This is a genomic window from Streptomyces sp. NPDC030222, from assembly GCF_055573115.1.
Genome location: NZ_JBVICA010000007.1, coordinates 101,537 through 125,503, shown reverse-complemented (window position 1 = coordinate 125,503; position 23,967 = coordinate 101,537). Strand labels below are relative to the sequence as shown.

At 71.5% G+C, this 23,967-nt stretch carries 31 protein-coding genes and 1 pseudogene; 13 read left to right on the top strand and 19 right to left on the bottom strand.

From position 1 onward, the window contains the following. Positions 1 to 91: 91 nt before the first annotated feature. Complete coding sequence (locus tag ACZ4Z5_RS13055; RefSeq protein WP_468261491.1) at positions 92 to 1,567, top strand: bifunctional aminoglycoside phosphotransferase/ATP-binding protein; 1,476 nt, start codon at positions 92 to 94, stop codon at positions 1,565 to 1,567. A gap of 729 nt (positions 1,568 to 2,296) precedes the next feature. Continuing rightward, positions 2,297 to 3,169, top strand: a complete 873-nt coding sequence (locus tag ACZ4Z5_RS13050; RefSeq protein ID WP_468260944.1) for a universal stress protein — start codon at positions 2,297 to 2,299, stop codon at positions 3,167 to 3,169. Positions 3,170 to 3,243: 74 nt separating this feature from the next. Here the strand turns inward: ACZ4Z5_RS13050 and ACZ4Z5_RS13045 are convergent, their stop codons facing one another. Then, positions 3,244 to 3,798: a YbaK/EbsC family protein gene (locus ACZ4Z5_RS13045; RefSeq protein WP_468260940.1), complete on the bottom strand. Its 555-nt coding sequence runs from the start codon at positions 3,796 to 3,798 to the stop codon at positions 3,244 to 3,246. 177 nt (positions 3,799 to 3,975) lie between these two features. After that, positions 3,976 to 4,548, bottom strand: a complete 573-nt coding sequence (locus tag ACZ4Z5_RS13040; protein ID WP_468260937.1) for a helix-turn-helix domain-containing protein — start codon at positions 4,546 to 4,548, stop codon at positions 3,976 to 3,978. 92 nt (positions 4,549 to 4,640) lie between these two features. Here ACZ4Z5_RS13040 and ACZ4Z5_RS13035 point away from each other — a divergent pair, with 92 nt between their 5' ends. Further along, complete coding sequence (locus ACZ4Z5_RS13035) at positions 4,641 to 5,507, top strand: EamA family transporter (RefSeq protein WP_468260934.1); 867 nt, start codon at positions 4,641 to 4,643, stop codon at positions 5,505 to 5,507. A 5-nt stretch (positions 5,508 to 5,512) separates the two neighbouring features. Here the strand turns inward: ACZ4Z5_RS13035 and ACZ4Z5_RS13030 are convergent, their stop codons facing one another. After that, positions 5,513 to 6,298: an acyltransferase gene (locus ACZ4Z5_RS13030; RefSeq protein WP_468260931.1), complete on the bottom strand. Its 786-nt coding sequence runs from the start codon at positions 6,296 to 6,298 to the stop codon at positions 5,513 to 5,515. A gap of 187 nt (positions 6,299 to 6,485) precedes the next feature. Between ACZ4Z5_RS13030 and ACZ4Z5_RS13025 the strand changes: the two genes are divergently transcribed. Both ACZ4Z5_RS13025 and ACZ4Z5_RS13020 read left to right on the top strand, forming a co-directional pair. Then, the gene (locus ACZ4Z5_RS13025; protein WP_468261488.1) at positions 6,486 to 7,028 is read left to right on the top strand and encodes a gamma carbonic anhydrase family protein; all 543 of its coding nucleotides are present in this window, start codon (positions 6,486 to 6,488) and stop codon (positions 7,026 to 7,028) included. A 95-nt stretch (positions 7,029 to 7,123) separates the two neighbouring features. Further along, positions 7,124 to 7,591 (top strand): SRPBCC family protein, encoded by a 468-nt coding sequence (locus ACZ4Z5_RS13020; RefSeq protein ID WP_468260928.1) that lies wholly within the window; start codon positions 7,124 to 7,126, stop codon positions 7,589 to 7,591. Positions 7,592 to 7,618: 27 nt separating this feature from the next. On the opposite strand, the gene ACZ4Z5_RS13015 is transcribed toward ACZ4Z5_RS13020, so the two are convergent. The 3 genes from ACZ4Z5_RS13015 to ACZ4Z5_RS13005 all read right to left on the bottom strand — a co-directional run bounded on the left by ACZ4Z5_RS13015 (position 7,619) and on the right by ACZ4Z5_RS13005 (position 9,545). Continuing rightward, positions 7,619 to 8,104 carry a cytidine/deoxycytidylate deaminase family protein gene (locus tag ACZ4Z5_RS13015; RefSeq protein ID WP_468260926.1) on the bottom strand — a complete coding sequence of 162 codons (486 nt, stop codon included), beginning with the start codon at positions 8,102 to 8,104 and terminating at the stop codon, positions 7,619 to 7,621. 243 nt (positions 8,105 to 8,347) lie between these two features. Beyond that, complete coding sequence (locus ACZ4Z5_RS13010) at positions 8,348 to 9,019, bottom strand: DedA family protein (protein WP_468260923.1); 672 nt, start codon at positions 9,017 to 9,019, stop codon at positions 8,348 to 8,350. 88 nt (positions 9,020 to 9,107) lie between these two features. Further along, positions 9,108 to 9,545, bottom strand: coding sequence for a DUF4442 domain-containing protein (locus tag ACZ4Z5_RS13005; protein ID WP_468261485.1), 438 nt, complete (start codon positions 9,543 to 9,545; stop codon positions 9,108 to 9,110). A 223-nt stretch (positions 9,546 to 9,768) separates the two neighbouring features. On the opposite strand from ACZ4Z5_RS13005, the gene ACZ4Z5_RS13000 reads away from it, so the two are divergent. Then, a complete protein-coding gene (locus ACZ4Z5_RS13000; protein WP_468260921.1) occupies positions 9,769 to 10,812 on the top strand; it encodes a DUF8017 domain-containing protein in 1,044 nt (347 codons plus the stop codon). A gap of 22 nt (positions 10,813 to 10,834) precedes the next feature. Beyond that, entirely contained in the window at positions 10,835 to 12,223 is a 1,389-nt protein-coding gene (locus tag ACZ4Z5_RS12995) for an MFS transporter (protein WP_468260918.1), read from the top strand. Here ACZ4Z5_RS12995 and ACZ4Z5_RS12990 read toward each other — a convergent pair. From ACZ4Z5_RS12990 to ACZ4Z5_RS12980, 3 genes are all read right to left on the bottom strand, one after another. Further along, entirely contained in the window at positions 12,185 to 13,030 is an 846-nt protein-coding gene (locus tag ACZ4Z5_RS12990; protein WP_468260915.1) for a spermidine synthase, read from the bottom strand. The two genes, ACZ4Z5_RS12995 and ACZ4Z5_RS12990, sit on opposite strands and share 39 nt — an antisense overlap. Positions 13,031 to 13,398: 368 nt before the next feature. Further along, complete coding sequence (gene tuf, locus ACZ4Z5_RS12985) at positions 13,399 to 14,568, bottom strand: elongation factor Tu (RefSeq protein WP_468260912.1); 1,170 nt, start codon at positions 14,566 to 14,568, stop codon at positions 13,399 to 13,401. 297 nt (positions 14,569 to 14,865) lie between these two features. Then, positions 14,866 to 15,567 carry a DNA alkylation repair protein gene (locus ACZ4Z5_RS12980; protein WP_468260909.1) on the bottom strand — a complete coding sequence of 234 codons (702 nt, stop codon included), beginning with the start codon at positions 15,565 to 15,567 and terminating at the stop codon, positions 14,866 to 14,868. 64 nt (positions 15,568 to 15,631) lie between these two features. On the opposite strand from ACZ4Z5_RS12980, the gene ACZ4Z5_RS12975 reads away from it, so the two are divergent. The 3 genes from ACZ4Z5_RS12975 to ACZ4Z5_RS12965 all read left to right on the top strand — a co-directional run bounded on the left by ACZ4Z5_RS12975 (position 15,632) and on the right by ACZ4Z5_RS12965 (position 17,994). Continuing rightward, a complete protein-coding gene (locus ACZ4Z5_RS12975; RefSeq protein ID WP_468260906.1) occupies positions 15,632 to 16,336 on the top strand; it encodes a TVP38/TMEM64 family protein in 705 nt (234 codons plus the stop codon). A 153-nt stretch (positions 16,337 to 16,489) separates the two neighbouring features. Next, complete coding sequence (locus ACZ4Z5_RS12970; RefSeq protein WP_468260904.1) at positions 16,490 to 17,362, top strand: undecaprenyl-diphosphate phosphatase; 873 nt, start codon at positions 16,490 to 16,492, stop codon at positions 17,360 to 17,362. A 368-nt stretch (positions 17,363 to 17,730) separates the two neighbouring features. Further along, positions 17,731 to 17,994, top strand: a complete 264-nt coding sequence (locus ACZ4Z5_RS12965; RefSeq protein ID WP_468260901.1) for a helix-turn-helix domain-containing protein — start codon at positions 17,731 to 17,733, stop codon at positions 17,992 to 17,994. Positions 17,995 to 18,145: 151 nt separating this feature from the next. Here ACZ4Z5_RS12965 and ACZ4Z5_RS12960 read toward each other — a convergent pair whose 3' ends face one another. After that, a complete protein-coding gene (locus ACZ4Z5_RS12960) occupies positions 18,146 to 18,361 on the bottom strand; it encodes a hypothetical protein (protein WP_468260898.1) in 216 nt (71 codons plus the stop codon). A 154-nt stretch (positions 18,362 to 18,515) separates the two neighbouring features. Between ACZ4Z5_RS12960 and ACZ4Z5_RS12955 the strand changes: the two genes are divergently transcribed. Together ACZ4Z5_RS12955 and ACZ4Z5_RS12950 are read left to right on the top strand one after the other, a co-directional pair. Beyond that, positions 18,516 to 18,764: a GntR family transcriptional regulator gene (locus ACZ4Z5_RS12955; RefSeq protein ID WP_468260895.1), complete on the top strand. Its 249-nt coding sequence runs from the start codon at positions 18,516 to 18,518 to the stop codon at positions 18,762 to 18,764. A gap of 9 nt (positions 18,765 to 18,773) precedes the next feature. Beyond that, positions 18,774 to 18,938: a hypothetical protein gene (locus ACZ4Z5_RS12950; protein ID WP_468260893.1), complete on the top strand. Its 165-nt coding sequence runs from the start codon at positions 18,774 to 18,776 to the stop codon at positions 18,936 to 18,938. On the opposite strand, the gene ACZ4Z5_RS12945 is transcribed toward ACZ4Z5_RS12950, so the two are convergent. Further along, on the bottom strand, positions 18,935 to 19,132 hold the full coding sequence (locus ACZ4Z5_RS12945) for a hypothetical protein (RefSeq protein ID WP_468260891.1): 198 nt from the start codon (positions 19,130 to 19,132) through the stop codon (positions 18,935 to 18,937). The genes ACZ4Z5_RS12950 and ACZ4Z5_RS12945 overlap by 4 nt on opposite strands. Before the next feature lie 82 nt (positions 19,133 to 19,214). Here ACZ4Z5_RS12945 and ACZ4Z5_RS12940 point away from each other — a divergent pair, with 82 nt between their 5' ends. Then, positions 19,215 to 19,409, top strand: coding sequence for a hypothetical protein (locus ACZ4Z5_RS12940; protein ID WP_468260889.1), 195 nt, complete (start codon positions 19,215 to 19,217; stop codon positions 19,407 to 19,409). Between the two features lie 147 nt (positions 19,410 to 19,556). Here the strand turns inward: ACZ4Z5_RS12940 and ACZ4Z5_RS12935 are convergent, their stop codons facing one another. From ACZ4Z5_RS12935 to ACZ4Z5_RS12900, 8 genes and pseudogenes are all read right to left on the bottom strand, one after another. Then, a complete protein-coding gene (locus ACZ4Z5_RS12935) occupies positions 19,557 to 19,775 on the bottom strand; it encodes a hypothetical protein (protein ID WP_468260886.1) in 219 nt (72 codons plus the stop codon). 374 nt (positions 19,776 to 20,149) lie between these two features. Continuing rightward, a complete protein-coding gene (locus ACZ4Z5_RS12930) occupies positions 20,150 to 21,223 on the bottom strand; it encodes a tyrosine-type recombinase/integrase (RefSeq protein WP_468260884.1) in 1,074 nt (357 codons plus the stop codon). A 146-nt stretch (positions 21,224 to 21,369) separates the two neighbouring features. Further along, the gene (locus ACZ4Z5_RS12925; RefSeq protein WP_468260881.1) at positions 21,370 to 21,591 is read right to left on the bottom strand and encodes a hypothetical protein; all 222 of its coding nucleotides are present in this window, start codon (positions 21,589 to 21,591) and stop codon (positions 21,370 to 21,372) included. A 121-nt stretch (positions 21,592 to 21,712) separates the two neighbouring features. Further along, complete coding sequence (locus tag ACZ4Z5_RS12920) at positions 21,713 to 22,147, bottom strand: hypothetical protein (protein WP_468260877.1); 435 nt, start codon at positions 22,145 to 22,147, stop codon at positions 21,713 to 21,715. Next, positions 22,147 to 22,467 carry a hypothetical protein gene (locus ACZ4Z5_RS12915; protein ID WP_468260875.1) on the bottom strand — a complete coding sequence of 107 codons (321 nt, stop codon included), beginning with the start codon at positions 22,465 to 22,467 and terminating at the stop codon, positions 22,147 to 22,149. Before ACZ4Z5_RS12915 ends, ACZ4Z5_RS12920 begins: the two co-directional genes overlap by 1 nt. Before the next feature lie 171 nt (positions 22,468 to 22,638). Then, positions 22,639 to 23,220: pseudogene (locus ACZ4Z5_RS12910) on the bottom strand (N-acetylmuramoyl-L-alanine amidase); the annotation flags it as partial. Then, positions 23,220 to 23,531 carry a hypothetical protein gene (locus ACZ4Z5_RS12905; protein WP_468260872.1) on the bottom strand — a complete coding sequence of 104 codons (312 nt, stop codon included), beginning with the start codon at positions 23,529 to 23,531 and terminating at the stop codon, positions 23,220 to 23,222. The pseudogene ACZ4Z5_RS12910 and the gene ACZ4Z5_RS12905, both read right to left, overlap by 1 nt. Beyond that, positions 23,531 to 23,965, bottom strand: coding sequence for a hypothetical protein (locus ACZ4Z5_RS12900; RefSeq protein ID WP_468260869.1), 435 nt, complete (start codon positions 23,963 to 23,965; stop codon positions 23,531 to 23,533). The genes ACZ4Z5_RS12905 and ACZ4Z5_RS12900 overlap by 1 nt, the downstream gene beginning before the upstream one ends. Between the last annotated feature and the right edge of the window lie 2 nt (positions 23,966 to 23,967).

Here is a 23,967-nt window from a genome sequence, read left to right as displayed (position 1 = left end):
CACAGAGCCGACGATTGCGGCACAGCCGGCCGACGCGTCCGCGCTCCGGTCCGGCACGGGCTACGACGCTCCGCCGCTTCCGCGTGCAGAGGTGCGCGAGACCCACACCGCGATCGTGTTCTTCGTCCGTGACCGCGCCTACAAGCTCAAGAAACCGGTCGATCTGGAGTTCCTGGACTACACCACCGTGGCCGCTCGGCGGGCCGCGTGCGAGCGGGAGGTCGCCCTCAACCGCCGCTTCGCCCCCGACGTCTATCTGGGTGTGGGGGAGATCCGCGATCCGAACGCGGAGGCGCCGGAACCGCTCGTCGTGATGCGCCGCATGCCGACTGACCGCCGGCTCTCCCTGCTGGTGCGGGAAGGCGCCGCCGTCGACGACGCCCTCAGGGCCGTCGCCCGGCAGCTCGCCGCCCGTCACGCGGATGCCCTCCGCAGCCGAGAGGTGGACCAACAGGGCAGCCGGGACGCCCTGTTGTCGCGCTGGGAAGCGAGCTTCGCCCAGGTCCGCGCGCTGACCGGCAACGGCCCTGTGCCCGAGGGCGTGGAGGAGATCGAGCAGCTCGTACGCCGCTATCTCGTCGGCCGCGACAAGTTGTTCGCCCTGCGCATCGAACAAGGCCGGATGGTGGACGGCCACGGAGACCTGCTCGCCGACGACATCTTCTGCCTCGACGACGGCCCGCGTGTCCTGGATTGCCTGGAGTTCGACGACCACCTCCGCTATGTCGACGGCTTGGACGACGCCGCCTTCCTCGCCATGGATCTGGAACAGCTCGGTGCCCCGGAGGCCGCGGCGCTTTTCCTCGCCCAGTACAGCGAGTACTCCGGCGACCACGCGCCGCCCTCCCTGTGGCACCACTACGTCGCCTACCGCGCTTTCGTCCGTGCCAAGGTCGCCCTGATCCAAGCCCGCCAAGGCGCGCCCGGCGCGGACCCCGCCGCACGGCGACTGACCACCACAACCCTGCGCCACCTGCGTACCTCCGCCGTCGGCCTGACCCTTGTCGGCGGGCTCCCGGGTAGCGGGAAGTCGACGCTCTCCGGCGCGCTGGCCGATCGCCTGGGTGTCACGCTGCTCAGCAGCGACCGCCTGCGCAAAGAACTGGCGGGCATCCCAGCGGACCAGCCTGCTGCCGCCGCCTACGGCGAGGGCCTGTACACGCCCGAGTGGACCGCCAGGACCTACGCGACCCTTCTCGACCGCGCATCCACACTGCTGTCCTCCGGGGAATCCGTCGTCCTGGACGCCACCTGGTCCGATGCGGGGCAACGCGAAGCGGCCCAACGCATGGCCGAGCGCACCAGCTCCGACCTGGTGGCACTGCACTGCCAGGTTCCGGCCGATCTCTCGGCATCCCGCCTGACCACCCGTGCCCTCGGACCGTCCGACGCCGGCCTGGACGTGGCCACTGCCATGGCGGAGAAGGAGCCGCCGTGGGAGCAGGCCCTCACAGTGGACACCAGCGGCTCCTTGGAAGCCGCTGTCTTCCAGGCGCTGGCGGCCGTGCGCCCGTACGGCACCGGCCAGGTTCCGGTCTTCCGCCCGTCCTACCTGGAGCCGGACTGACTCGCCGGGCAGCGATCCGCTCTCGATGCGCGCCATTTCCGCGAGGTTCGCGCCCTTGCCCCCGAGCAGATCGACCTTGTCCCGGCGCCCTCGGCGAAGTCGTACACATAGGTGACCATGACAGGTTGCCTTTCTCTTCCGTGGGTACCGTGTGCCGTCCGGGACGGCATTCCGGGGCCGGGAGCGGTTCGTCAGTCGTGCGGTACGACCGCGACGGGGGCCACGGAGTGGCGCAGAACCCCATGGGTGACGGCACCGATGTGGGTGCCGATCCGCGCGCGGCGAGCCCGACGTCCGACGGGGTGACGACGCTGCGGACACCGTTTCGTGATTCCCGGGGTCCGCTCCCCCCGTCAGCGTGCTGTCGCCGGATCGCCCCACCGGGTGTGGCGTTCCTCGTCCTTGTTCCAAAGGAAGAAGGGGACCAGCCCACGTCTTCCACGGTGGCCGCCCGGTGGCATGTGCGGAGGAGCGGCAGGCCCCTGCCTGGGGACGATGGGCCCGCAGACGGCGTGTGCGATCCGCGGAGGGGCTCTTCCGATCCGCCCCGGGATTCAGGCAGGGGCCGACCCCGGTCGGCCGGTGCTGCCAGTCGTGCTACGCGGCCGGTCGGCCCCACGTGTCGGGCCGACCGGCCCTCGTCGAGCAGCCACCGGCTGCGTGAAGATCGAAGGACAGAGGGACGGCCGCAGCGGTCGTGCCCACCCGACCCTGTGCGGAGGCCATGACATGACTCGCCCTGTCGCTGTAGGAGTGGACGGATCCCCCGAGAGCCTGGCCGCCGCCGACTGGGCAGCCCGCGAAGCCGAGCTCCGTGGGCTGCCGCTCCGTATCGTCCATGCCTGGCTCTGGCAGCCCCTGGACGTACCGATCGTCCAGGACAGGGAGACACAGGCCCAGTCGGCCGACGCCGTGCTCCGGGAAGCCGAGACCCGCGTGTCCGGCCGGTACCCGGACCTGGCCGTCAGCGCCGAGGTGGTGCCCGACACACCGGTATCCGCCCTGCTCACCGAGGCCGAGCGGTCCGAGATGCTGGTGCTCGGCTCGCGAGGTCACGGCGCCCTCCTCGGTTTCCTGCTCGGCTCATACGGCCAGCAGGTGATCGCGAGCGCGACGTGCCCGGTGGTGTCGGTCCGGGCCCTCGACCGGCAGACACACGAGCCGGAAGCCGGCGAGGTCGTCGTGGGCCAGCAGGGTGAGGCCGAGGACAGTGACGCCGTCCTGGAGTTCGCCTTCGAGGCCGCTGCCGCGAGAGGCGCCGCCGTTCGAGCGGTGCGGGCCTGGAGTCTGCCGCCCGTCTTTGCCTACAGCCCGGGGTCGATGCGCCTGGCCGACGAGGCGGGAGGACTGGAACCGTTCGAGAGGAAGGCGCTGGAGCAGGCGCTCGCTCCCTGGCGGAAGAGGTTCCCCGGCGTGCCGGTGATCCCGCACGTCGAAATCGGCAGCGCAGGGCAGGTGTTGCTGTCAGCCGCCTCGCAGGCCCAGCTGCTCGTGCTGGGCCGCCGGGTACGCCGCTCCCCCGTCGGTACGCGCATCGGCTCGGTGGCACATGCCGCCCTGCACCATGCCGCCTGCCCCGTCGCGGTGGTGCCACACGCCTGAGGAGCTTCTCGGCACGAGGCGGGACAGAAGCTGCCGGGATCGAGTCCTGCGATACCCGCGGCGCCTTCCCGGGATCAGGTGCCGAGGCCGTCCACCACCACGGCGCCGGGCAGGTCGGCGAAGGCCCTGCCGGGGAGGATCGGTTTGCCGCGGCGACGGCCGCTGCCGACGAGTACCCACTCGGTGTCGACCACGGCGGAGTCGACCAGCAGTGGCCCGTGCGCGGGGAGCCCGATCGGGGTGATGCCGCCGTACTCCATGCCGGTCTCGCCGGTCGCGGTGCCCATCGGCGCGAACGAGGCCCTGCGTGCGCCGAGCCGGGCGCGGACGGTGCCGTTGACGTCGACCCGGTTGCCGGCCAGGACCAGGCATGCGGCGAGCGCGGTGCCGCCGCCTCGTTTGCCCGCGACGACCACGCAGTTGGCGGAGTGGTCGAGGAGCTGCCGGCCGTGGTGCTCGACGAAGACCGCGGTGTCGGCGATCGCCGGGTCGGTGTCCAAGTAGACGAGCTGCTCGGCGGGCACCTCGCCCCGCCAGGAGCGGACCGCTCCGGCGACGGGGGCGACGAGCTCGTCGAGGCACCGGCGGGCGGGCCGGGCGTCGGTGAAGTCTCCGATGGGTGCGCGCATACGGGCACGCTGACAGTCGTGTGAGGCGGGGGCGGCGGTCTCGGCGGGGGCGGCGGTCTCGGCGGCCGCCCGGTCCGCTGCACGTCCGGACCGGGGCATCCCGTTTCCGCGGGTGGTGGAGGCCGGCGAGCAGTCCCGGCTGACCGGAGGCGGAATGAAGCCCGGGGTCGGCCCGGGTCAGCGGACGGCCGGCACGGAGATGGCGAGGGTGAACTCGGCCGGTTCCGTCCCGTCGTTGCGGTAGGTGTGCGCGGCGCCGGCGGCGAAGGAGGCCGAGGAGCCGGCCGGGACGCGGTGCTCGTTGCCGTCGACGACGAGGGTGAGCTCGCCCGCCGTGACATGGATGAGCTCGGCGGTGCCCGCGGGATGCGGGTCCGAGGAGCTGCCCTCGCCGGGCATCAGCCGCCAGTGCCAGAGCTCCAGCGGTCCCGGGGCCTCGGTGCCGGCGAGGAGCAGGCTGTGGCTTCCCGCTTCGGTGGACCACATGCGGACGGCCTGCGAGGGGGGCACCACGCGGACCTGCGGGCCGGCCTCGAAGTCCAGCAGCGTGGTGATGCTCACGCCGAGTGCGTCACCGATCTTGACGACGGTGCCGAGGCTGGGGTTGGTGCGGGCCTGCTCGATCTGGATGAGCATGCCGCGGCTGACGCCCGCCCGGGTGGCGAGCGCTTCGAGGGTGAAGCCGCGCTCACCGCGCCAGCGCTTGACGTTGCGCGCCAGGGACTGGGCGAGCAGATCGAGATCCGACACATTCCGTCCATTATTTTGAATGACAGGGTTCAGTTTACTGAACTACGGTGGGCTGTACCCAACGTTCACTGCACTGTACTGCGAGGACCGGAATGACGGCGCTGTTCGCCCTGGCAACCAGCCTTCTCTGGGGGCTGGCCGACTTCGGCGGTGGTCTGCTCACCCGACGGATGCCCGCCCTGACGGTCGTCGTCGCGTCCCAGACGATCGCCGTGCTGGTGCTCGGCGCCGTCGTGGCCGCCACCGGCGGCTTCGCCGAGGCGGGCCCGCAGCTGTGGTTCGCCGTGGCCGCGGGAGTCGTGGGCCCGGTCGCCATGCTCGCCTTCTACCAGGCGCTCGCCCTCGGTCCGATGGGCGTGGTGTCACCGCTCGGGTCCATCGGCGTCGCCGTTCCGGTCGGGGCCGGGCTGATGCTCGGCGAGCGGCCGGGGGTCCTCCAGTTCGCGGGGATCGCGGTGGCGGTGACCGGGGTGATGCTCGCCGGCGGCCCGGAGCTGCGCGGGGCCCCGGTGCGACGGCAGGCGATCCTGCTGACCGTGCTCGCCGCATTCGGTTTCGGCGCCGTGATGACCCTGATCGCGGAGGCTTCCACGACGGTCACCGGGCTGTTCCTGGCGCTGTTCGTCCAGCGGGTCACCAACGTCGCGGTCGGCGGGGCCGCGTTGTACGCGTCGGTCCGCCGGGGAGCCAGGGCACTCCCCGCGGACGGAGGAGCACGCCTGCTGTCGGCCGCCTTGCCGGCTCTGGCCTTCGTGGGGCTCGCCGATGTCGCGGCCAACGGCACCTACGCGATAGCGGCCCAGCACGGACCCGTCACGGTCGCCGCCGTCCTCGCCTCGCTCTATCCGGTGGTCACGGCGCTCGCGGCGCGGGGCGTGCTGAAGGAGCGGCTGCGCGGTGTCCAGGCCGCGGGTGCGGGCCTGGCGCTGGTCGGCACGGTGCTGCTGGCCAGTGGCTGACGGCGTCAGGCCTCGCGCCCGAGCCTGCGCTCCAGCTCGCCCAGGTCGTGTTCGAGCTCCCGCTCCAGCGCCGCGACGGCGAGCAGCTGCTCGGTGGTGACGCCGTCGGGAAGGGGGACCGGCGCGGGCGTCCGCAGCGGCGGCTGCCAGCCGGTCTCCGGCTGCCAGCGCCGCACGACACGGGCCGGCGCCCCCGCGACCACCGCGTGATCGGGCACTTCGCCCCGGACGACGGCGCCGGCCGCGACGACGACGTTCCGCCCGAGCCGTGCGCCCGGCAGGATCACCGCCCCGGTGCCTATCCAGCAGCCCGGGCCGATCTCCACGGGGGCCGAGCGCGGCCACTGCCGGCCGACGGGCTCCTCCGGGTCGTCGTAGCTGTGGTTGGTGGACGTGATGTAGACGTACGGGCCGCAGAACACGTCGTTGTGGATCGTGATCGGGCCGTCCGCGACGACGTGGCTGCCCCGGCCCAGCACGACACCGTCACCGAGCCGCACGACGGGATCGGAGCCGAGGTCGAGGCCCGGCATCATGCCGGCGGTGAGGGTGACCTGTTCGGCGATGATGCAGCATTCGCCCAGCTCGATCCACCGCTCTCCGAAGACCGTTCCCTGGGGGAACGCGAGGCGGGTGCCGGCACCGATCCGCCGGAACCGCAGGGGCCCGGGGCGCTCGGCGCTGACCGTGCCGGCCTCCTGGATCCACTTCCAGCCGCGGAGGACGGCGCCCGTGGCGACACGGCGCCGCCAGGCGGTCAGCTTGGGGGGAAGGATTCGGATCCTGGGCACCCGGCCACGTTACTCATCCGTAGACGGGAGGCGGAGAGCCGGGACCTGTGATCTTGGGCTCAGCCCGTGGACTCGGCCGGCCCGGCCCGGGCACACGCCCGTGATCACGCCCCGGCGCGCACAGTTGGTACGGGGGTGACTACCGTTCCTCTGCGCGAACGGGCGGACGGAGGAGATCGAGATGACGATGGCGGACCGGGCACTGGTGATGGGTGTCGGCGGCAAGGAGCCGCGGATCGACACGGAGGCGTTCACCGCACCGATGTCCGTCGTGACCGGGGAGGTCACGATGGCTGCGGGATCGAGCGTCTGGTACCACGCGGTGCTGCGCGCCGACTGCGGGCCGATCTCGATCGGCGCGGACAGCAACATCCAGGACCAGTGCACGCTCCACGTCGACCCCGGGTTCCCCGTGTCCGTCGGCGAGCGGGTGTCGATCGGCCACAACGCCGTGGTGCACGGCTGCACGGTCGAGGACGACTGCCTCATCGGCATGGGTGCCACGATCCTCAACGGCGCGGTCATCGGTGCCGGTTCCCTCGTCGCGGCGCAGGCACTGGTGCCGCAGGGCATGCAGGTCCCGCCCGGTTCGCTGGTCGCCGGGGTGCCCGCGAAGGTCCGGCGGCAACTGACGGACGAGGAGCGCGAGGGCATCAAGCTGAACGCGGTGATGTACGTCGAGCTGGCCAAGCACCACCGGGCCGCGGTGGCATCGCTCGGCGAGGACTGACGGGCGGCGCCCAGCCGGCCGGGCCGGAGCGCCGGACCCGTGACGGGCCGGAGCGCCGGACCCGTGACGGCCGCGGTGACCCCTACGATCAGCCGATGGCCTTCTTCGTGATCCGCCGCCGCTCGCCGTACTCCGTCGAGGAGACCTGGCACCGCGTCACCGATTGGGAGCGGCACTCGGGCACGGTCCCGCTGGCCCGGGTCGCGGTCACCACGCCGCCGCCGACCTCCGTCGGCACGGTCTTCGTCGTCCGTCAGGGATGGGGACGGCTGGGTTTCGACGACCCGATGGAGGTCGTCCGCTGGGAACCGCCGACCCCCGGCGGGCCGGGCCGCTGCCGGGTGGAGAAGCGCGGCCGGGCGGTGACGGGCTGGGCCGAGTTCGAGGTCGGCGAGGACACCGAGGCGGCCGCCGAGGCTCGGCGCGCCGTCCTGGTCTGGCGCGAGGAGCTCCGGCTGCGTGCCGTTCCGCGTGCGGCCGACCCCCTGGTCACGGCCGTGGCCCGAGTGGTCTTCGGACGTGCCGTCACGGCACTCCTCGGCGACGGCGACCGTCGGCACTGAACGGGCCCGCGCCTGCCCCGGGCGGCGTCAGCCCGCCCCTGGCGGCACGTCCTGCCCGGCGCCGAGCTGATGGTCTGCCCAGACGTAGCCCACGGGCAGCAGGTCGGTGACGGATACGCTCCGCAGGCCGTCGGCTGTGGCGACGATGACCTCAAGGCCCGGGAAATAGTCGAGGAGGACCTGACGGCACCGGCCGCACGGCGGAACCACCCCCCGGTCGCGGTCTCCGACGGCGACGACCGTGTCCAGTTCGTGGATGCCCTGGGCAGCGGCGGTGCCGATGAGGACCAGCTCGGCGCAGGGACCTCCGGTGAAGTGGTACGCGTTCACCGCGGTGACGATCCGACCGTCCCGGGAGCGGGCGGCGGCCGCCATCGTGTGGTTGTCGCCCCGGCAGCGCGTGCGCGCGACGCGGGCCGCCGCCTCCACGAGTTCCAGGTCGACACGGCCGTCGGGTCCGTGGTCGACACGGCCGTCGGGTCCGCGATCGACACGACGGGAAGAGGTGGGCATCTGCCGGGCTCCCTGCGGTGTGCCGGGCGACGTGGGCCCGGGTGACGCGCTCCGCCGACAGGCGAAGCCTTCGGTCGTGCTCCCCCAGGGCTCACGCGCGGGCAGGCCCGCACCGTCCGGGCGGAGGAGCGGTGGACGGTGACCGGGGCAGGTGTCGAGCAGGCTGCCTTCGGGTTCCGTACGAGCGGCAGCACCTCACAGCAGGCCTGGCTCGGACCCCGGGGCCGGCCGGCCGTACCCGGCTCAGTCGGAGACCGGCACCCGCTCCGACGCTTTGTCGGAGGTGCTCTTCGTCTCCGCACCGGACGCGGCCGCGGCCTTGCTCGCGCGGCGCTTGAGGATCAGCATCGAGGTGAGCCCGACGAGCACCGCCGCGACCAGGCCCAGCCAGGAGAAGCGCTTGAGCCAGGCCTCGGCGACGATGCCGACGTAGTAGATGACGGCGGTCGTGCCGCCGGCCCACAGGATCCCGCCGAAGACGTTGGCGATGAGGAACTTCCAGTAGGGCATGCGAAGCACCCCGGCGAGCGGGCCGGCGAAGATCCGCAGGAGGGCGACGAAGCGGCCGAAGAACACCGCCCACATGCCCCACCGCTCGAAGGAGCGCTCCGCCATGGCGATGTTGGCTTCGCTGAAGTGCTTGGGGAACCTTCGTCCCAGCCGGGCCAGCAGGGGACGGCCGCCGCGCCGGCCGATGGCGTAGCCGATCGAGTCGCCGATGATGGCGCCTGCGGTGGCGCACGTGCCGAGGACCACGGGGTCGACCTCGCCGTGCTGGGAGGCGAGCAGCGCCGAGCTCACGAGGATGATCTCGCCGGGCAGCGGAATGCCCAGGCTCTCGAGTCCGATGACCACCCCCACCAGGAGGTAGATGCTGACCGCCGGGACGGTCTCGAGCCACTCCTGGATATGCAAGGCAGTTCCTCCCGTGTGATGTGCCGCTGCCCGGCGTGCGCGTAGGGCGCACGCCGGGAAGCCTACCCCGGGGAGGCGAACGGGGTGGTTACGCGTTGGGGCGCAGCGTCCAGACGACGGTCATCTCCCCGGTGACGGCGCCGTCCTCGCGCTGGATGGCGATCTCGACCGGGAACTCGGGGCGCCCGCCCGCGTCCAGTTCCGCGACCACGTCGGCCACCGGGCGGCCGAGGGTGGCGGTCGCGGTGACGACGCCCATGGCGAGCTTCTTGTACGCGATCTCCGCCTTCACGGCCAGCGGAACGGCGCGGGAGAGCTGGTCACCGAAGGCGGCGATCACGATCGCGCCGCTCGCGGACTCCGCGAGGGTGAACATCGCACCGGCGTGCGGGCCGCCGATGTGGTTGTGGTAGTCGGCCTGGTCGGGCAGGCGGACGACCGCGCGCTCGGGCGTGGTCTCCAGGAACTCCAGCTTGAGGGTCCTGGCCATGGGGACCGTGGCGGCGAGCATCTCGCCGACGGACATCTGGTCTGCGCTCATGCCCCGCATTGTTACCCACGAGTAGCAGCGTTGGCCATCCCCGGCCGCAGGCCCGCTACGGCGACGACGACGGTGAGGTCCCACCCCTCCTCGCCTCCCCTTGGGCCGACCCGCCGACGTCGCGGGTCCGTCGCAACCCCGTTGCAGGGCTGTTGCAGGCGGGACCGGCCGTAGCAGCCGTCGGAGGCCCCCTCTATCGTTGTCGGCCATGTGGCCAGGACAGCAGCCGCCCGGGGGCGAGCAGAACCCGCAGGACCAGCAAGCGAACCCGTACCAGCAGCCGGGGTACCAGCAGCCGAACCCCTATCAGCAGCAGGGGTACCAGCAGCCCAACCCGTACCAGCAACAGCCTGGTTCGCAGCCGGACACGTACCAGCAGCCGAACCCGTACCAGCAGCCGACCGTGCCGCAGTACGCGGTCCCGGGGCCGCCGCAGCCGGGGCAGGGCAACCGGAAGAAGACGGCCGTCGTGGCCGTCGTCGCTGCCGCCGCGGTCGTCGCCGCGGCCGTCATCACCGGTGTCCTCGTACTGAAGGAGGACCAGGACCAGCCCCCGGTCGTGGCGAAGCCGACCGCTTCCGCCCCGGCCTCCCCGGACGCCTCCTCCCCCGCCGCCGGCGACAATCCGCGCGGCGGAGCCGAGATCAAGCCGGTCGTCGCGGGCTGGAAGGTCGTGGTCAACCCCCGCTACGGCACGGCGTTCGACGTGCCGGCGGACTGGGAGGTGTCGTCCAAGGGCACCGTCAGCGGTTTCGGGGACGCCACGAAGCCGGACGACCTCGGGATGATGGTCGCCATGACGGCGCCCGCGTACTACAAGAGCAAGTGGTGCACGCAGGACTCCGACAAGGACGGCTACGAGGAGACCTCCGAGCTCGCGGGTGTCGGGACCAAGGGCGCGAACGGCGCCAAGAGCACCGACGAGGTCGCCGAGACCCAGGCGCAGGCATGGGCCTACGCCGCGTTCGCCCAGCCGGAGAAGGGCAAGATCAAAGCCGTCAAGGCCAAGCCGTTCACCACGACCTCGGGCCTCCAGGGCAGCTTCGCCACGGCCAAGGCGGTCGGTGTCGCCAAGAAGGGCAAGTGCGACAGCGACGGCAAGGCGGCCTCCTTCGGCTTCAAGGCGCAGAACGGTGACTACGCCGCCTGGGTCCTGTACGCGGCGACCGGTGTGTCCGGCGAGGTCCCGGACGCGACCATCCAGAAGGTCGTCGGATCGCTGCGGCTGATCGGCCCGCCGGCCAGCTCCTGACGTATCGTTCCGGCCGGCGCGGATGCGACGCCGGCCGGAACGGTTTGCACGACGTGGTGGGGGCGGCGATAGTCCCCGGGTGAGTTCCCCGGCCTCCGCCCCGCCGCGCTTCCGCCGCCCCGTCTGGGCGGGACGCAACTACACACTGCTGACCGCCGCGGCGGTCGTCACCAATCTCGGCACCCACGGAGCGCTGATCGCGTCCGCCTTCGCGGTGCTCCAGGCGGGCGGCGACGGTGGCGACGTCGGCCTGGTGGCGGCCGCCCGTACGCTGCCACTCGTCCTGTTCCTGCTGATCGGCGGCGCCATTGCCGACCGGGTGCCCAGGCACCGGGTGATGGTCGCCGCGAACGCGCTCAACTGCCTGTCGCAGGGCGTCTTCGCCATGCTCGTCCTGGCCGGCGAGGCGGAGCTCTGGCAGATGATGCTGCTCAGCGCGCTGTGCGGCACCGGCCAGGCGTTCTTCAATCCCGCCGCCGAGGGCATGCTGATGTCCAGCGTCACCGGAGAGCAGGCGGGGCGCGCATTCGCGCTGTTCCGGATGGCCATGCACGGCGCCGGGATCGGCGGGGCCGCGCTCGGCGGTGCGATGATCGCCGCGATGGGGCCCGGCTGGGTGCTCGCCGTCGATGCCGCCGCCTTCGCCGTGGCAGGCACGCTCCGCGCGTTCCTCGACGTGGGCCACATACCGGAGCGCACCCCGGGCGGCGGAATGCTCGCCGATCTCCGGGACGGCTGGCGGGAGTTCACCGGGCGCCCCTGGCTGTGGGCGATCGTGGCCCAGTTCTCGGTGGTCGTGGCGGTCGTCGGTGCAGCGGAGTCGGTGTACGGGCCGCTGGTCGCCCGCGACGAACTGGGCGGCGCCGGGCCATGGGGACTCGCCCTCGCGGCGTTCGGCGTCGGCACGCTGTGCGGCGCCCTGCTCATGATCCGCTGGAAGCCCCGCCGGCTGCTGCTGGCCGGGACGCTGTGCGTCTTCCCCCTCGCCCTGCCCTCCGCAGGGCTCGCCGTGCCGTTGCCGACTGCGGCCCTGGCAGCCGTGATGTTCGTCAGCGGGGTGTCGATCGAGGTGTTCGGGGTCTCCTGGATGACCGCGCTGCACCAGGAGATCCCCGAGGAGAAGATGTCCCGGGTCGCGGCCTACGACTGGTTCGGTTCGACGGCGATGCTGCCCGTCGCGACCGCCGTGGCCGGACCCGTGGAGGGCCTCGTCGGCCGGACCCCGGCCCTGTGGGGCTGCGCCTCACTGGTGGTCGTGGTGACGGCCGCCGTGCTCTTCGTACCGGACGTGCGGAACCTGACGCGGCGTCCGGACGGGCCGCCCCTCACGGGACCGGCGCGGCCCTCGCCGGGGAAGTCCGGCGAGGAGCGGTCAGCCGATGCTGAAGGCCCCGTCGGGCGGCTCGGGTGAGGGGCTCGCGTCCGTGTCGTGCACCGGGCGGGCCCCGGCGGTGAACCGCCGCAGCCCCGGCCCGTGCTCGACACGGGCCGGGAAGGCGTCGGAGGCGCTGCGCCGGGCCAGTTCCGCGATGTCCAGGGGCGCGCGCGAGGCGAGCAGCACCGCGTTGCCGAACCGTCTGCCGCGCAGGACGGACGGTTCGGCGATCAGCGCCAGTTCCGTGAACACTTCTGCGAACGTGGCCACTTGCGACCGCAGGAAGCCGAACGGCGCCCCGTCGGCGAGGTTGGCCGCGTACACACCGTCCGCCCGCAGCACCCGGGCGGCGGCCCGCGCGTACTCGACGGACGTCAGATGAGCCGGCACGCGCGATCCGCCGAAGACGTCGGCGATCAGCACGTCGACGGTGTTCGCCGGCGCTGCCTCGGTCCACGCGCGGGCATCCGCCGCGTGCACGGTCACCCCTGAGTCCTCGGGCAGCGGCAGATGCTCTGCCACGAGGCCGAGGAGGGCGCGGTCGGCTTCGACGACGTCCTGGCGGGAGCCGGGCCGGGTGACCGCCACGTAGCGCGGCAGGGCCAGCGCACCTCCCCCGAGGTGCAGTACGTCGAGCGGGCGGCCCTCGGGGGCGGCGCAGTCGAGGACATGCGCGAGCCGCTGCGCGTACTCGAACTCCAGATGTGCGGGCTCGTCCAGGTCCACGTATGACTGGGGCGCGCCGTCCACGGTGAGCAGCCAGGCCCTGGGACGGTCCACATCGGGCATGAGCTTCGCGGTGCCCTGGTCGACGGTCCGGACGACAGGTATCGGGTCGTTCACCGCCCCATTGTCCCGCGCCGCCACGCCGCCCCGCGCGGGAGCGCCGTGGCGGGCGCGTACGGGCCCGTCGCCGCTCCGCCCGCGGGCGTGAATCCGCCGTGCGGGGCTCTGCGGGGCACACCGGGCCGCGGCACCCGGGCGGCCGGGCCGCGCCGACGTGGTGGCTGACCCGCCGTGCGGGGCTCTGCGCGGGCCCTGCGGGCACGCCCAGCGGCGCAGTCCGGGCGGCCGGCCGCGCCGACGTGGCCGGCACACCGCGTGTCCGGCCGGAATGCCACGCGCCCCGGCCGGACACCGGTCGCCGCACCCGGCAGGCCGCCGCCCGTCGCCCGGTCCGGTCCGGTCCCGTCCGGTCCGGTCCGGTCCGGTCAGAACACCTCGGTCACCGTGCCCGCGCCCACGGTGCGTCCGCCCTCGCGGATCGCGAAGCCGAGGCCGGGCTCCAGCGGCATCTCACGGCCCAGTTCCACGATCAGGTCGACCGTCTCCCCGGGCCGGGCCACGGCGGCCTCGCCGAGGTCGATGTCGCCGACGACGTCCGCAGTGCGGATGTAGAACTGCGGGCGGTACCCGGTGGACACCGCGGTGGTGCGCCCGCCCTCGCGCCCGGACAGCAGATACACCTGCGCCGAGAAGCGCCGGCGCGGGGTGATGCTGCCGGGCGCCGCCACGACATGGCCCCGGCGGACGGTGTCGCGCGCCACTCCGCGGAGCAGCAGCGCCACGTTGTCGCCCGCCTCCGCGGATTCCATCGGCTTGCCGAAGGTCTCCAGGCCGGTGACGACGGTGGTGACGTCCGCCCCCGGCACCTCCACGGCGTCGCCGACCCGTACGGTGCCGCGCTCCACCGCCCCGGTGACCACCGTGCCGCGTCCGGTGATGGTGAGCACGTTCTCCACGGGCAGCAGGAACGGCGCGTCCGTATAGCGCACGGGCGTCGGCACATAGGTGTCCACGGCGTCGAGGAGCGCCTCGATCGCGCCGGTCCAGCGCGGGTCGCCCTCCAGCGCCCCGAGCCCGGAGACCCGGACGACGGGCACGGCGTCACCGCCGTATCCGTGCGCGGTGAGCAGTTCGCGCACCTCCAGCTCGACCAGGTCGGTCAGTTCCGGGTCGCCGGCGTCGGCCTTGTTGAGAGCGACGACGATGTGGTCGACGCCGACCTGACGGGCCAGGAGCACGTGCTCGGCGGTCTGCGGCATGATCCCGTCGAGCGCGGAGACGACGAGGATCGCCCCGTCGAGCTGTGCCGCTCCGGTGACCATGTTCTTGATGTAGTCGGCGTGGCCGGGCATGTCCACGTGGGCGTAGTGCCGGGTTCCGGTCTCGTACTCGACGTGCGCGATGTTGATGGTGATGCCGCGCTGCGCCTCCTCGGGGGCGCGGTCGATGCGCTCGAAGGGAACGAACGTGCCGGATCCCCGGTCGCTGAGGACCTTGGTGATGGCTGCGGTGAGGGTGGTCTTGCCGTGGTCGACGTGGCCCATGGTGCCGATGTTGAGGTGCGGCTTGGTGCGCACGTATGCCGTCTTGGGCATGGTTCCTTCCTGGAACACGAAGCGGTGAGGGACCCCCGGGCCTTGCCGACCCTCCCCCTGTGGGGTCCACCGGACGGTCCGGGAAGGGTCAGCTTCGTGCGCCGTCCAGGAAAACGGCGGCAGCCTTCGGCGCATCCGCGACTGCGGACGGCGCTGCGACGAAGGCGTACCGGAACATGCACCGATCCTCGCCCGCCGGCCGGTGGGGTGTCGAATGGTTTTCACAACGTGTGCACGGCACGGCGGTTGCGGGCGGGGCGCCCCTGCCGAAGGCCCGCCGGCCCGCGGCCCCTCCGCTCAGAGGTTCTTCAGTGCCTCGCGCACGGAGAGGGGCGCCAGCCGGTCGCGGTGACGCTCCACGAAGTCGCGGACGGCTTCCGGGTCGGTCTTGGCGTACTCGCGCAGGCTCCAGCCGATGGCCTTGCGGATGAAGAAGTCGGGATGCCCGGACCTGCGCAGGCAGTAGCCGAAGAGCCGGCCCGCGTCGGTGGACTCCTTGTAGCGCAGCTGGTGCAGCAGCGCGGCGCGGGCGATCCAGAGGTCGTCGTCCTCGATCCACGCGTCCATGTCGCGCCGGAGCGCCGGGGCCGCGGCGACCAGCGGCCCGACGACGTGCGCGGCGAGCAGGTCGACCGTGTCCCACCAGGGCACGTCCGTGATCAGCCGGCGCACCACGGGGAGGAATCCGGAGCCGCAGCGGTTCGCGTGGCGGCGCAGGTAGTCCACGGCGAAGTAGTGGTACTCGCGCTCGGGCAGTCGCCAGCAGCGGAGCGCGATCGCCGTGCAGTCCGCCTCACCGGGGCGCGGCAGCCCGACCAGCACGGTGCGGGAGAGCGCACGCCGCTCCGGTGTGCGGATGCCGAGGAACGGCGCGACGTGCTTCATGTACGCGGCCGCCTCGGCCGCCCGCTGCGGATCACCGGCCGCCGGATAGGCCCGGGTGAGCCGTTCCATGACGGTGTCCGCCAGCGGACTCCCGGACCCTTCGACGACGGTCATGCGGTCACCTCCCTGCGACCCACGTTACGGCGAACGTTCACCCCCGTCGGTTACTCTCGCCGGGATGTTCGAGCCCTCTCCCCAGCCCTCCGCGACGCTCGCCCTGCGCTGCACCCGGGCACTGCTGTCGCCGTGGGCACGGTTCGCGCTGCTCGTCTCCGTGCTCGTGGCCGCCGTGTCGGCCGTGCTGCTGTACGAGCCGCAGCGGCTGCTCGCGGACGGCTGGCCGGTGCAGTTCGAGGGCGCGGGCGCGGTGGCGCTGTTCGGCCTCGCGTACGGCCTGTGCGTCGCGGCGTTCGTACCGCGCCCGCTGCTCAATCTGGCGGCGGGCGCCCTCTTCGGGTCCGGTCCGGGCCTTGCGGCCGCCGTCGCCGGTACGGTGCTGGGCGCGGGGATCTCGTTCGGTCTCGGCCGGGTGCTGGGACAGGACGCGTTGCGTCCCCTGGTGCGGGGGCGGTGGCTGGAGGCCGCGGACGGGCAGCTGAGCCGGCACGGTTTCCGGTCGATGCTGGCGATCCGGCTGTTCCCGGGGGTGCCGTTCGCCGCGGCCAACTACTGTGCGGCGGTGTCCCGGATGGGCTGGCCGGCCTTCCTGTCGGCCACGGCCCTGGGCACCGTCCCGAACACCGCGGCGTACGTGCTCGCGGGGAGCAGCGCCTCGTCGCCCACCTCGCCGGTCTTCCTCGCCGCTTCGGGCTTCATCGTGGTGACGGGCCTGGCGGCGGCAGCGGTCGCCTGGCGCAGCAGGCGGCGGCTGAGCGGTCGCTGACGCCATACCGGATGCGGAGCGCGGTACCTGCCCGACACGCCGTCACCTCGGGACGGTACGCTGCGGACCGGTCGGCAGTCGATCAGTCGCCGACCGTATCCGTATGTGTACACCGCCCCATGGGCTCGATGAATTCCGGGATGGCCACGCCCCATGAGTTGGTTCGAATCGTTCATTCTCGGACTCGTCCAGGGGCTGACCGAGTTCCTGCCCATCTCGTCCAGCGCGCACCTGCGGCTCACCGCCGCGTTCGCGGGCTGGACCGACCCGGGCGCCGCGTTCACCGCCATCACCCAGATCGGCACCGAAGCGGCCGTCCTGATCTACTTCCGCAAGGACATCGGACGCATCATCTCGGCGTGGTCCCGGTCCCTGGTCGACAAGTCGATGCGCGGTAACCACGACGCCCAGATGGGGTGGCTGGTCATCATCGGCTCGATTCCGATCGGTGTGCTGGGTGTCACGCTCAAGGACCAGATCGAGGGTCCGTTCCGTGATCTCCGGCTCACGGCCACCATGCTGATCGTGATGGGCATCGTCCTCGGTGTCGCCGACCGCCTCGCGGCCCGCGACGAGGAGGGCGGCCGGCACCGGGCGGCCGTACAGCGCAAGACGCTCCAGGAGCTGTCCGTGAAGGACGGCCTGATCTTCGGTGTCTGTCAGGCCATGGCGCTGGTCCCCGGCGTCTCCCGTTCCGGTGCCACGATCAGTGGTGGGCTCCTCATGGGCTACACCCGTGAGGCCGCGGCCCGTTACTCCTTCCTGCTCGCCATTCCGGCGGTGCTGGCCTCCGGTGTGTTCGAGCTGAAGGACGCGGCCGAGGGCGGTCACGTCTCCTGGGGTCCGACGATCTTCGCCACGGTGATCGCGTTCGTCGTGGGCTACGCGGTGATCGCGTGGTTCATGAAGTTCATCACCACCAAGAGCTTCATGCCGTTCGTGATCTACCGCATCATCCTCGGTCTGCTCCTGTTCGCCCTCGTGGGCTTCGGCGTCCTGGAGCCGAACGCGGGCCAGTTCGAGTGACGACGCCTAGAGATTTCTAGAGAGTATTGGAGGATGGTCGAGCCTGCTCGGCTTGATCATCTCCCAGTTCGTCTCCCACTTCTCCCAGTGGGAGCGGGCCGGGGGAGGGCGTCCCCTGGGGGGTTCCTGACCGCCCTCACCCCGGCCCTACGCCCGTCGACTGCCGTCTACAGCCTCGGGGCGCTCAGCCCGTGATCCGCAAGAGGGGCAGATCCGGGCCCCGGCGGAGCGGGAATCCCACCCGCCGAGCTCTTACTTTGCGTGACATGTGTCACATGTCCCGCGACGTCGCTTACCCCGGACCAAGATCAAATAAAGCCCGGAATCCCGTGCTGACAAAATGATCATGGGGCCTGAGCGTTGACGGAGTGCACCGCCCCGCCCCTGACGACCAGGCCTGGATCGACGCCATCCGCCGCGCCATCGGTCTGCGCGTCCGGGACATCCGCATGTGGCGGAACCTCACCCAGGAAGAGCTCGTCGAGCTCGCCGGGATCTCACGGACAACGCTTCAGCAGATCGAGGCCGGCTCTAACGACGCAAAGATCAGCCACCTGCTGCGACTCGCTCGCGCGCTGCGCATCTCGCTGACCGACCTCCTCGCAGACGGGCCCATACCGCCAGACGAGTGACTGGCGGTGGCTTTATCAACCTAGTTGCGTAACGAGCGTTCACGTCAGTGCTCCTGAATTACGGATCAGTAACGTTGCCACTGAACGCCCACCTGACCTGCGCGAGCGGTCATTCCGCCCGCCCCGGGCCGCCGCTCCGGGGCGGGCGGGGTCATGCGGTGGCGGCCTGCTTGGCGGCCCGCCACGCTGCCCGCAGTTCGCCGGCCTGCTTGCAGTCGCGGCCCGTGGTCCGGCAGTCGGCACAGCCGCTGACGTGGGCGATGAATGCGCGGTAGGCGGTGAGGACTGCGTGGGAGGTGGCGCGTAAGGCGCGCGTGGCCGGTCCGCGCCCTTCGCTGGCAGTGGTGGCGTCTCTACAATCTGGCATGTTGACCTCTTCACCAGGTTGACCGCACCCCCGGGCCGACGACACGGCTGCGGGGGTTTCTCCTGCTCAGAGGCTACCGCTACATACCGCCCCATGGTGCACCATGGAGCCACCTACCAATATCCGGCGCCCAGCAGCGCCATACGTTCCGGCCATGAGCCCCGAGCCCTTTGAGTACGTGTACCTGCGCGTGGCTGACGCGGTGGAGCAGGACATCCGCTCCGGCCGGCTCCCGTATGGGGCGCGGCTGCCGAATGAACGGGACATGGGCGCGCAGTACGGTGTGGCGCCCGGTACCGCGCGGCGGGCCGTGCGGGAGCTGCGGGACCGCGGCCTGGTGGTGACGATGCCAAACAAGGGGACGTTCGTCTCCGGCCGACCTGCTGACAGTGGCGGGGCGTAGCCTGTCGGCATGATCGGTGAGCGCACCGCGGATGAGGTGAACGCAGAGATCCGCGCCTTGTGGTCACGGGGCGCCCTGTCGTCCGAGGAGAAGGCGCGCTACCACCGGCTGGTCGTGGAGTTCGCTGAGGCGCAGGAGCGGGAGCGTGTCTTTGAGCGGTGGCTCGCGGCCTAGGCGCGCGGGAGGATCTGCCGCGGCGAGAGGCCTGCGGCTTCCGTGAGGTGGTCTGTGCAGGCGTCGTCGTCGGCTATGGGCTGGTCGCAGGGGTAGCCGTGCGCCCAGAGGGGGCGGCCCAGGTTGTCGGTGCCGAACTCGCGGGTGACGAGGTACGGGCAGGTCAACGCCGCTCCTTCCTTCGCAAGGTCCATATCGGTAGCAACCTTGACATATGCGAACGAATTCCCGATTGCGCCGTCAATCGTACAGCAGGGGGCGGCGTAGGATCCGGGCGTGGCTATCGAACTGACCGACGACCTGATCGCGCTCGAGACGGCCGCCTGGGCGGAGATCCAGGCCGGCGCGCTGACCCCCGACACCGCCCTCGCCGTGCAGGCTGCGGTCACCGCGCACGCCGAGGCCACCGGGGAGAACCGGTACGAGGTCGAGCGGGAGCTGAAGCGGATCGTGCGGCACCCGGAGGGCTGACGCGCCTCCGCCCGTCGGTCGCTGTCCCCGGGTGGGGCCGACGGGCGGGTCCGGTGCGACTGCAGCCAGCAGACGCGGATGATGTGCGGCCAGTGTGGCATGGGCGCCGACAGCGGGCGGGGTGCCAGGTGGAGTCGTCCTCTCCCTTCAGGGCCTGCCGCGGGAGGGTGAGGAGCCGAGACGCCATGTGGAACGTGCACGGCTGCGGAACGTCTCGCCGGACAGCACGGCCTGTCGGTTGGCCTCGAACGCGCCAACCGCGCCTGGGGCGCGCAAGGTGCCGGGCGGGAACACGCATGCGGTATGGGCCCAGCCGGCGAAGATCTTCGTGACCAGCGCCTTTACCGGGTACGACTTCTTGCACATGGGACACTTTCCCGGGTAGCGCGAAGGTGTCCCAGGGCCGCGTTCTTCAGGCTTGGCCTTCGAGGGGCGAGGCCCGATCGGCGTGGGCGGCGCCGCTGACCGTTGCCCGGCGAGGCGGGCGCGTTCCAAACACGAACTGTGGCAGGGCTTGCGGGACCTACTCACCTCCGATGGGAGGCCAGCGAGCGACTCGCGACAGATGGCGCACCGCCCCTCGGGGTTCCGCGGCGCGCGGTCCCGGGGGGCCCTGGGCTTACGGCTCTTCACGTTGCGCAGCATAGTGATAACAGCCTGCTGCGCCCCGCGGAAGCAAGCAATCAGGTTCCGACCGGACCGGCGGGACCGCCCAGCGCATACCGTTCTTCCCCTAGCTGCTAGCGGTCCGTCCGGCGCAGGCCGGCTGCAGCGTTGTCGTCCCACTCGTCGGCCAGCTGCATGTAGCCAAGCATGGCCTTGCTGTTCGGTGCCCACCCGCCTTGCCGGGCGATGTTCACGGCGTCCTTCCCGTTTTTCCGGCCCTCGGTGGCTAGGCCGGACCGGAGACTGTGCCCCGTCCAGCGGATGGGTACGCCGCATCGCTGAGCGACGCGGGCGACGGCCGCGGTGACAGAGTCGGGCGCCAGGCGGTCGCCGATGTGACCCCATCGGTCGATGCGGGGGAAGGCGGGCGCGGTCGGGCCGGTGGCCCCGTAGGCGTCGAGCCAGCGCTCCCAGGCCCGGACGGCGCAGATCTGCGGCTCGTCGTTGTTGTAGGGGACGGCGACGGTACGGACGGAGCGCTTCGTCTTGCCGGTAACGACGGCGACCTTCATGCCGCGGGCGTGCTGGGTGATGTCGGCGAGCAGCAGGCCGGAGATCTCGGAGGCCCGGGATGCGAAGTGGAAGCCGGTCAGGATGAGCGCCAGGTCCCGCTTGCCAGTGAGGCTGTCGTCGCAAGCGGCGGCGATGCGGTGCAGGTTGTCGATGTCGGCTGCCGGAGCCTTGCCGCGGCCTCGCCGTTCCTTTGCCTGGGCGAGCTTGGTGGCGATGCCCTCGAGCCGGGCGCGGGCTTCGGAGTGGGCGTCCTTGCTGACGGGGTGGCCGCATTCCCGGAGGCCGACGATGACGGCGGTGAGGTGGGAGTGGGCGGAGGCGGGCGCGTAGCCGAGGACGCCGCCGGGGCCGGGGCTTTGTCGGCCTTCGCGGAGCATCCACGCGACGTAGGCGACGAGGGCGCCGCGGCTTCCTTCGGTCGTCGGGAGCCCTTGCGTAGCGCAGAACCGTTCCCAGACCTTCCAGCCCTTGGCGTAGGTGTCGCTCGTGTTGGGCGGCACCGTCGCCTGCTTGATGGCGTCGGCGAAGTCCTCCGCTTCCACGAGTCGGGCGGCGGCTGCTTCACCGTGGCGGGCCGCCCACGCGTTGCGGATCTCGACGGGCACTCGGCTGACGTTTTCTACCGCTCCGTCCATCACTCTCCTTGATGTCTCGTCAGGGACGCTTTGTCACTCGGGATATGAAGAGTGTATCCCGAGTGATACGCCCGGGAGGGGGACACGAAGAAGCCCCCGCCGCCGGCCGGGTGGGCTGGCAAGCGGGGACTGTAGAACTCCAGTTCTCACATGTCGATGTGGTGGATGTACTGCCGTGCCCGCTCCGGGATCGGCCGCGGCGCAGGCGGCTCCTGACCGCCCCGGCGAATGAACGCCGTCACGTCCCGCAGCCGGGACATGAGCCAGTCGAGAGCGAGGGCCTGGTCGCTGATCTGCTCGGCCTGCCGAAGAGACTCCGCCTCCAAGCCGCAGATCCGCCGGTCCTGCCGCTTGAGGTCCCGGTCCATGCGGTTCGTGACGATCGTGAAATCATCCCGCTTCTCCTGCCGAGGAGTCCGCCGAGCGGACCTCGCCGCCCACACCCCACACACCGCAGTCGCTGCCGACACTCCGATCGACGCCCAGGTCTCAGCATTCATAAGGGGGATCCGCTCTTTTACGGCGGGGCGGCTCCGGCCACCCCAGCACCACCATGATGGGGACGGTGATAGCCGTCCAAACCGCTGCCGCCGCCCAGCCGCGGGGATAGTCCCCGAGCAGCCAGGAAGCGAGGTAGGTCGCCATCCACGGCACCACGATCAGTACCAGGGCGGCGAAACCAGCAGCGTCACGGCCCGGCGGAGCCCACGCACACACAAGCGCTATCAGACCGGCAGCGATCCAAAACCAGCCCCACACGTTCAGTGGCCACAGCGCGAGCAGCAGTCTGATGCCGCGCTGGTCGGGCTGCGGCTGCACGATCTGCCCCCAGCCGATCAGCATCCACACGATGCCGTAACAGGAGAGGATCGCCCCGCGCCGGCCCAGCTGGTATCGGATCAGCCGGGCCGCACGGCACCGCACTACACGCTCCGCGGCGAACCGCTGGTGATCAGCGAATCCTGCGCCTTACCGCTGACCCCAGTGGGCTTCCACAGGCCGAAGTGGGAGAGCACACCCACAGCGAACGCGACGAGCGACAGCACGACCGCAGTACCGACGTCATAGCCGGGCCCCGCGGCGGCGTACTCGACGAGGAACCCGTTGACGCCAGACAGCGCCAGCAGCAGCACAGCCTTGACGCCGGCGTGCGTGACCCGAGTGGTGACCAGCCCGACCAGGACCGGCAGGACGACAGAGATGACCAGGCCGATCCAATAGGCCTTGTCGAGGGTGACGTTCATGGCTGTCTCCTAGTACTGGATGTTCTGGCCGACGTGGATCAGCCCATTGAGGCGGACCAGTCGGGCGCTCGACGACTGCGTTGCGGCGAGCACGTCTTCCCAGGTGTCACCTGACTTGACCGTGTACCAGCGGCGGACGCGGGGCGGTTCGGCAGGGGCGGCCCAGTCGTCGAGGAGTCGCTGAACGCGCGCGCGGAAGGCGCCCATGTCGAACGTCGGGTCGGACTTCCCGGGCTGCCATTCCTTGTGGCCGATGACGCTGGCGGCGGTCCAGCCGTGGAACCGGCAGATCGCGGCGGCGGAGCGGGCCATCGCCTCGAGCTGCACCTCAGGCCAGGGGTCTTTGCCGTCGCCGAGGTTCTCGCACTCGAACCCGTAGAAGTGCCGATTGCCGTCGGTGTTGGCCTCGTTGTCCGCAGGCAGGGCGCTCTCGGCCTGGACCGCGGCGAGCACGTCGTCGTCGCCGAGGCCGGCGTGGTTGACGCGGCCGTAGCCGATGAGGTGGACAGTGCCGTCCTTGGCGGGCATGCCGTGGCACAGCGGTCCAGGCAGGCCCGAGTAGCCGTCACGGACGATCGCGACGGTGTTGGCCGTGCCCTTGGTGACGGTGTGGTGAATCATCGCGCCGTGCACCGGACCCCAAGGGCCCATGTGATTCCGGTTGTGGGTACGCCAGTTGCCGACCTCGGCAACGCGTACCCCAGCAGCACGCAGGGCGGCTATGAACTGGTCGGCGGTCATCGGGGCAGCCATCATCGGCCTCCTTCTGCTCTGAGTGGGTCTCGGCGGCCGAGGCCGCCCGCAGCACGGGGCCAGTGCCAGGTGCCGTTCACGTCGCCTTCGTCGGAGGCGGGGATCCAGAGGGTGTCGGTGCCGTCGAGGAGCACGCGCAGCGACAGGCCCTCAGCGGTGAGGCCGACGGCGATCGCAGCGCAGGCCTGGCCTACCTGCACGGGGTTGCCGCGCCACAGGTCGGGGTGGGCGGCACGCTGCGCCTCGATTGCGGTGACGTCGGCGGTGGTGAGCCGGTACCGCATGATGCGGTCGGCGGGAGGGCGGGCCATCACGCCACCTCGTAGATCTCGATGGTGAGCGTCGTCGACGCGGCGATGATCGTCTGGTTGGCGACGGGGCTGCCGACGAGCTTGAGCGTGTGCGAGCCTGCGGTGGACAGGGTTCCGTTGTAGGTCTGAGAGACGGTGGCCCGGTCGGTGGCCACCTCGGCAGCGAACACGGCGAGCTGCGACTGATTGGTGCCGTCGACGTTGAGCCGGCCGAACCCGGTGCTCGTCGTGGCGCCTGTGAGGTCGATGTCGAACGTCGCGCGCGCCACGTAGACGGCGTTCGCCACCGTTGTACTGAACGTGACCGTGGCGCCGGGCACATCGCTGTCCGATGCCGCGCCCGCCAGGTTCGAGCTGGCGTTGGCGTAGTAAACGACGGTCTGGAGCCTGTTCAACCGGGCCGCGGTGATCCTCTCGCCCGCCAAGAACGCCATGA

Coding starts and splice junctions, on each gene's coding strand:
- ACZ4Z5_RS13050 (WP_468260944.1), top strand. CDS start 2,297: ATGACTCGCCCTGTCGCTGTAGGAGTGGACGGATCCCCCGAGAGCCTG.
- ACZ4Z5_RS13045 (WP_468260940.1), bottom strand. CDS start 3,798: ATGCGCGCACCCATCGGAGACTTCACCGACGCCCGGCCCGCCCGCCGG.
- ACZ4Z5_RS13035 (WP_468260934.1), top strand. CDS start 4,641: ATGACGGCGCTGTTCGCCCTGGCAACCAGCCTTCTCTGGGGGCTGGCC.
- ACZ4Z5_RS13025 (WP_468261488.1), top strand. CDS start 6,486: ATGGCGGACCGGGCACTGGTGATGGGTGTCGGCGGCAAGGAGCCGCGG.
- ACZ4Z5_RS13020 (WP_468260928.1), top strand. CDS start 7,124: ATGGCCTTCTTCGTGATCCGCCGCCGCTCGCCGTACTCCGTCGAGGAG.
- ACZ4Z5_RS13015 (WP_468260926.1), bottom strand. CDS start 8,104: ATGCCCACCTCTTCCCGTCGTGTCGATCGCGGACCCGACGGCCGTGTC.
- ACZ4Z5_RS13005 (WP_468261485.1), bottom strand. CDS start 9,545: ATGTCCGTCGGCGAGATGCTCGCCGCCACGGTCCCCATGGCCAGGACC.
- ACZ4Z5_RS13000 (WP_468260921.1), top strand. CDS start 9,769: ATGTGGCCAGGACAGCAGCCGCCCGGGGGCGAGCAGAACCCGCAGGAC.
- ACZ4Z5_RS12995 (WP_468260918.1), top strand. CDS start 10,835: ATGCGACGCCGGCCGGAACGGTTTGCACGACGTGGTGGGGGCGGCGAT.
- tuf (WP_468260912.1), bottom strand. CDS start 14,568: ATGCCCAAGACGGCATACGTGCGCACCAAGCCGCACCTCAACATCGGC.
- ACZ4Z5_RS12980 (WP_468260909.1), bottom strand. CDS start 15,567: ATGACCGTCGTCGAAGGGTCCGGGAGTCCGCTGGCGGACACCGTCATG.
- ACZ4Z5_RS12975 (WP_468260906.1), top strand. CDS start 15,632: ATGTTCGAGCCCTCTCCCCAGCCCTCCGCGACGCTCGCCCTGCGCTGC.
- ACZ4Z5_RS12970 (WP_468260904.1), top strand. CDS start 16,490: ATGAGTTGGTTCGAATCGTTCATTCTCGGACTCGTCCAGGGGCTGACC.
- ACZ4Z5_RS12960 (WP_468260898.1), bottom strand. CDS start 18,361: ATGCCAGATTGTAGAGACGCCACCACTGCCAGCGAAGGGCGCGGACCG.
- ACZ4Z5_RS12955 (WP_468260895.1), top strand. CDS start 18,516: ATGAGCCCCGAGCCCTTTGAGTACGTGTACCTGCGCGTGGCTGACGCG.
- ACZ4Z5_RS12950 (WP_468260893.1), top strand. CDS start 18,774: ATGATCGGTGAGCGCACCGCGGATGAGGTGAACGCAGAGATCCGCGCC.
- ACZ4Z5_RS12945 (WP_468260891.1), bottom strand. CDS start 19,132: ATGGACCTTGCGAAGGAAGGAGCGGCGTTGACCTGCCCGTACCTCGTC.
- ACZ4Z5_RS12935 (WP_468260886.1), bottom strand. CDS start 19,775: ATGTGCAAGAAGTCGTACCCGGTAAAGGCGCTGGTCACGAAGATCTTC.
- ACZ4Z5_RS12930 (WP_468260884.1), bottom strand. CDS start 21,223: ATGGACGGAGCGGTAGAAAACGTCAGCCGAGTGCCCGTCGAGATCCGC.
- ACZ4Z5_RS12925 (WP_468260881.1), bottom strand. CDS start 21,591: ATGGACCGGGACCTCAAGCGGCAGGACCGGCGGATCTGCGGCTTGGAG.
- ACZ4Z5_RS12915 (WP_468260875.1), bottom strand. CDS start 22,467: ATGAACGTCACCCTCGACAAGGCCTATTGGATCGGCCTGGTCATCTCT.
- ACZ4Z5_RS12905 (WP_468260872.1), bottom strand. CDS start 23,531: ATGGCCCGCCCTCCCGCCGACCGCATCATGCGGTACCGGCTCACCACC.
- ACZ4Z5_RS12900 (WP_468260869.1), bottom strand. CDS start 23,965: ATGGCGTTCTTGGCGGGCGAGAGGATCACCGCGGCCCGGTTGAACAGG.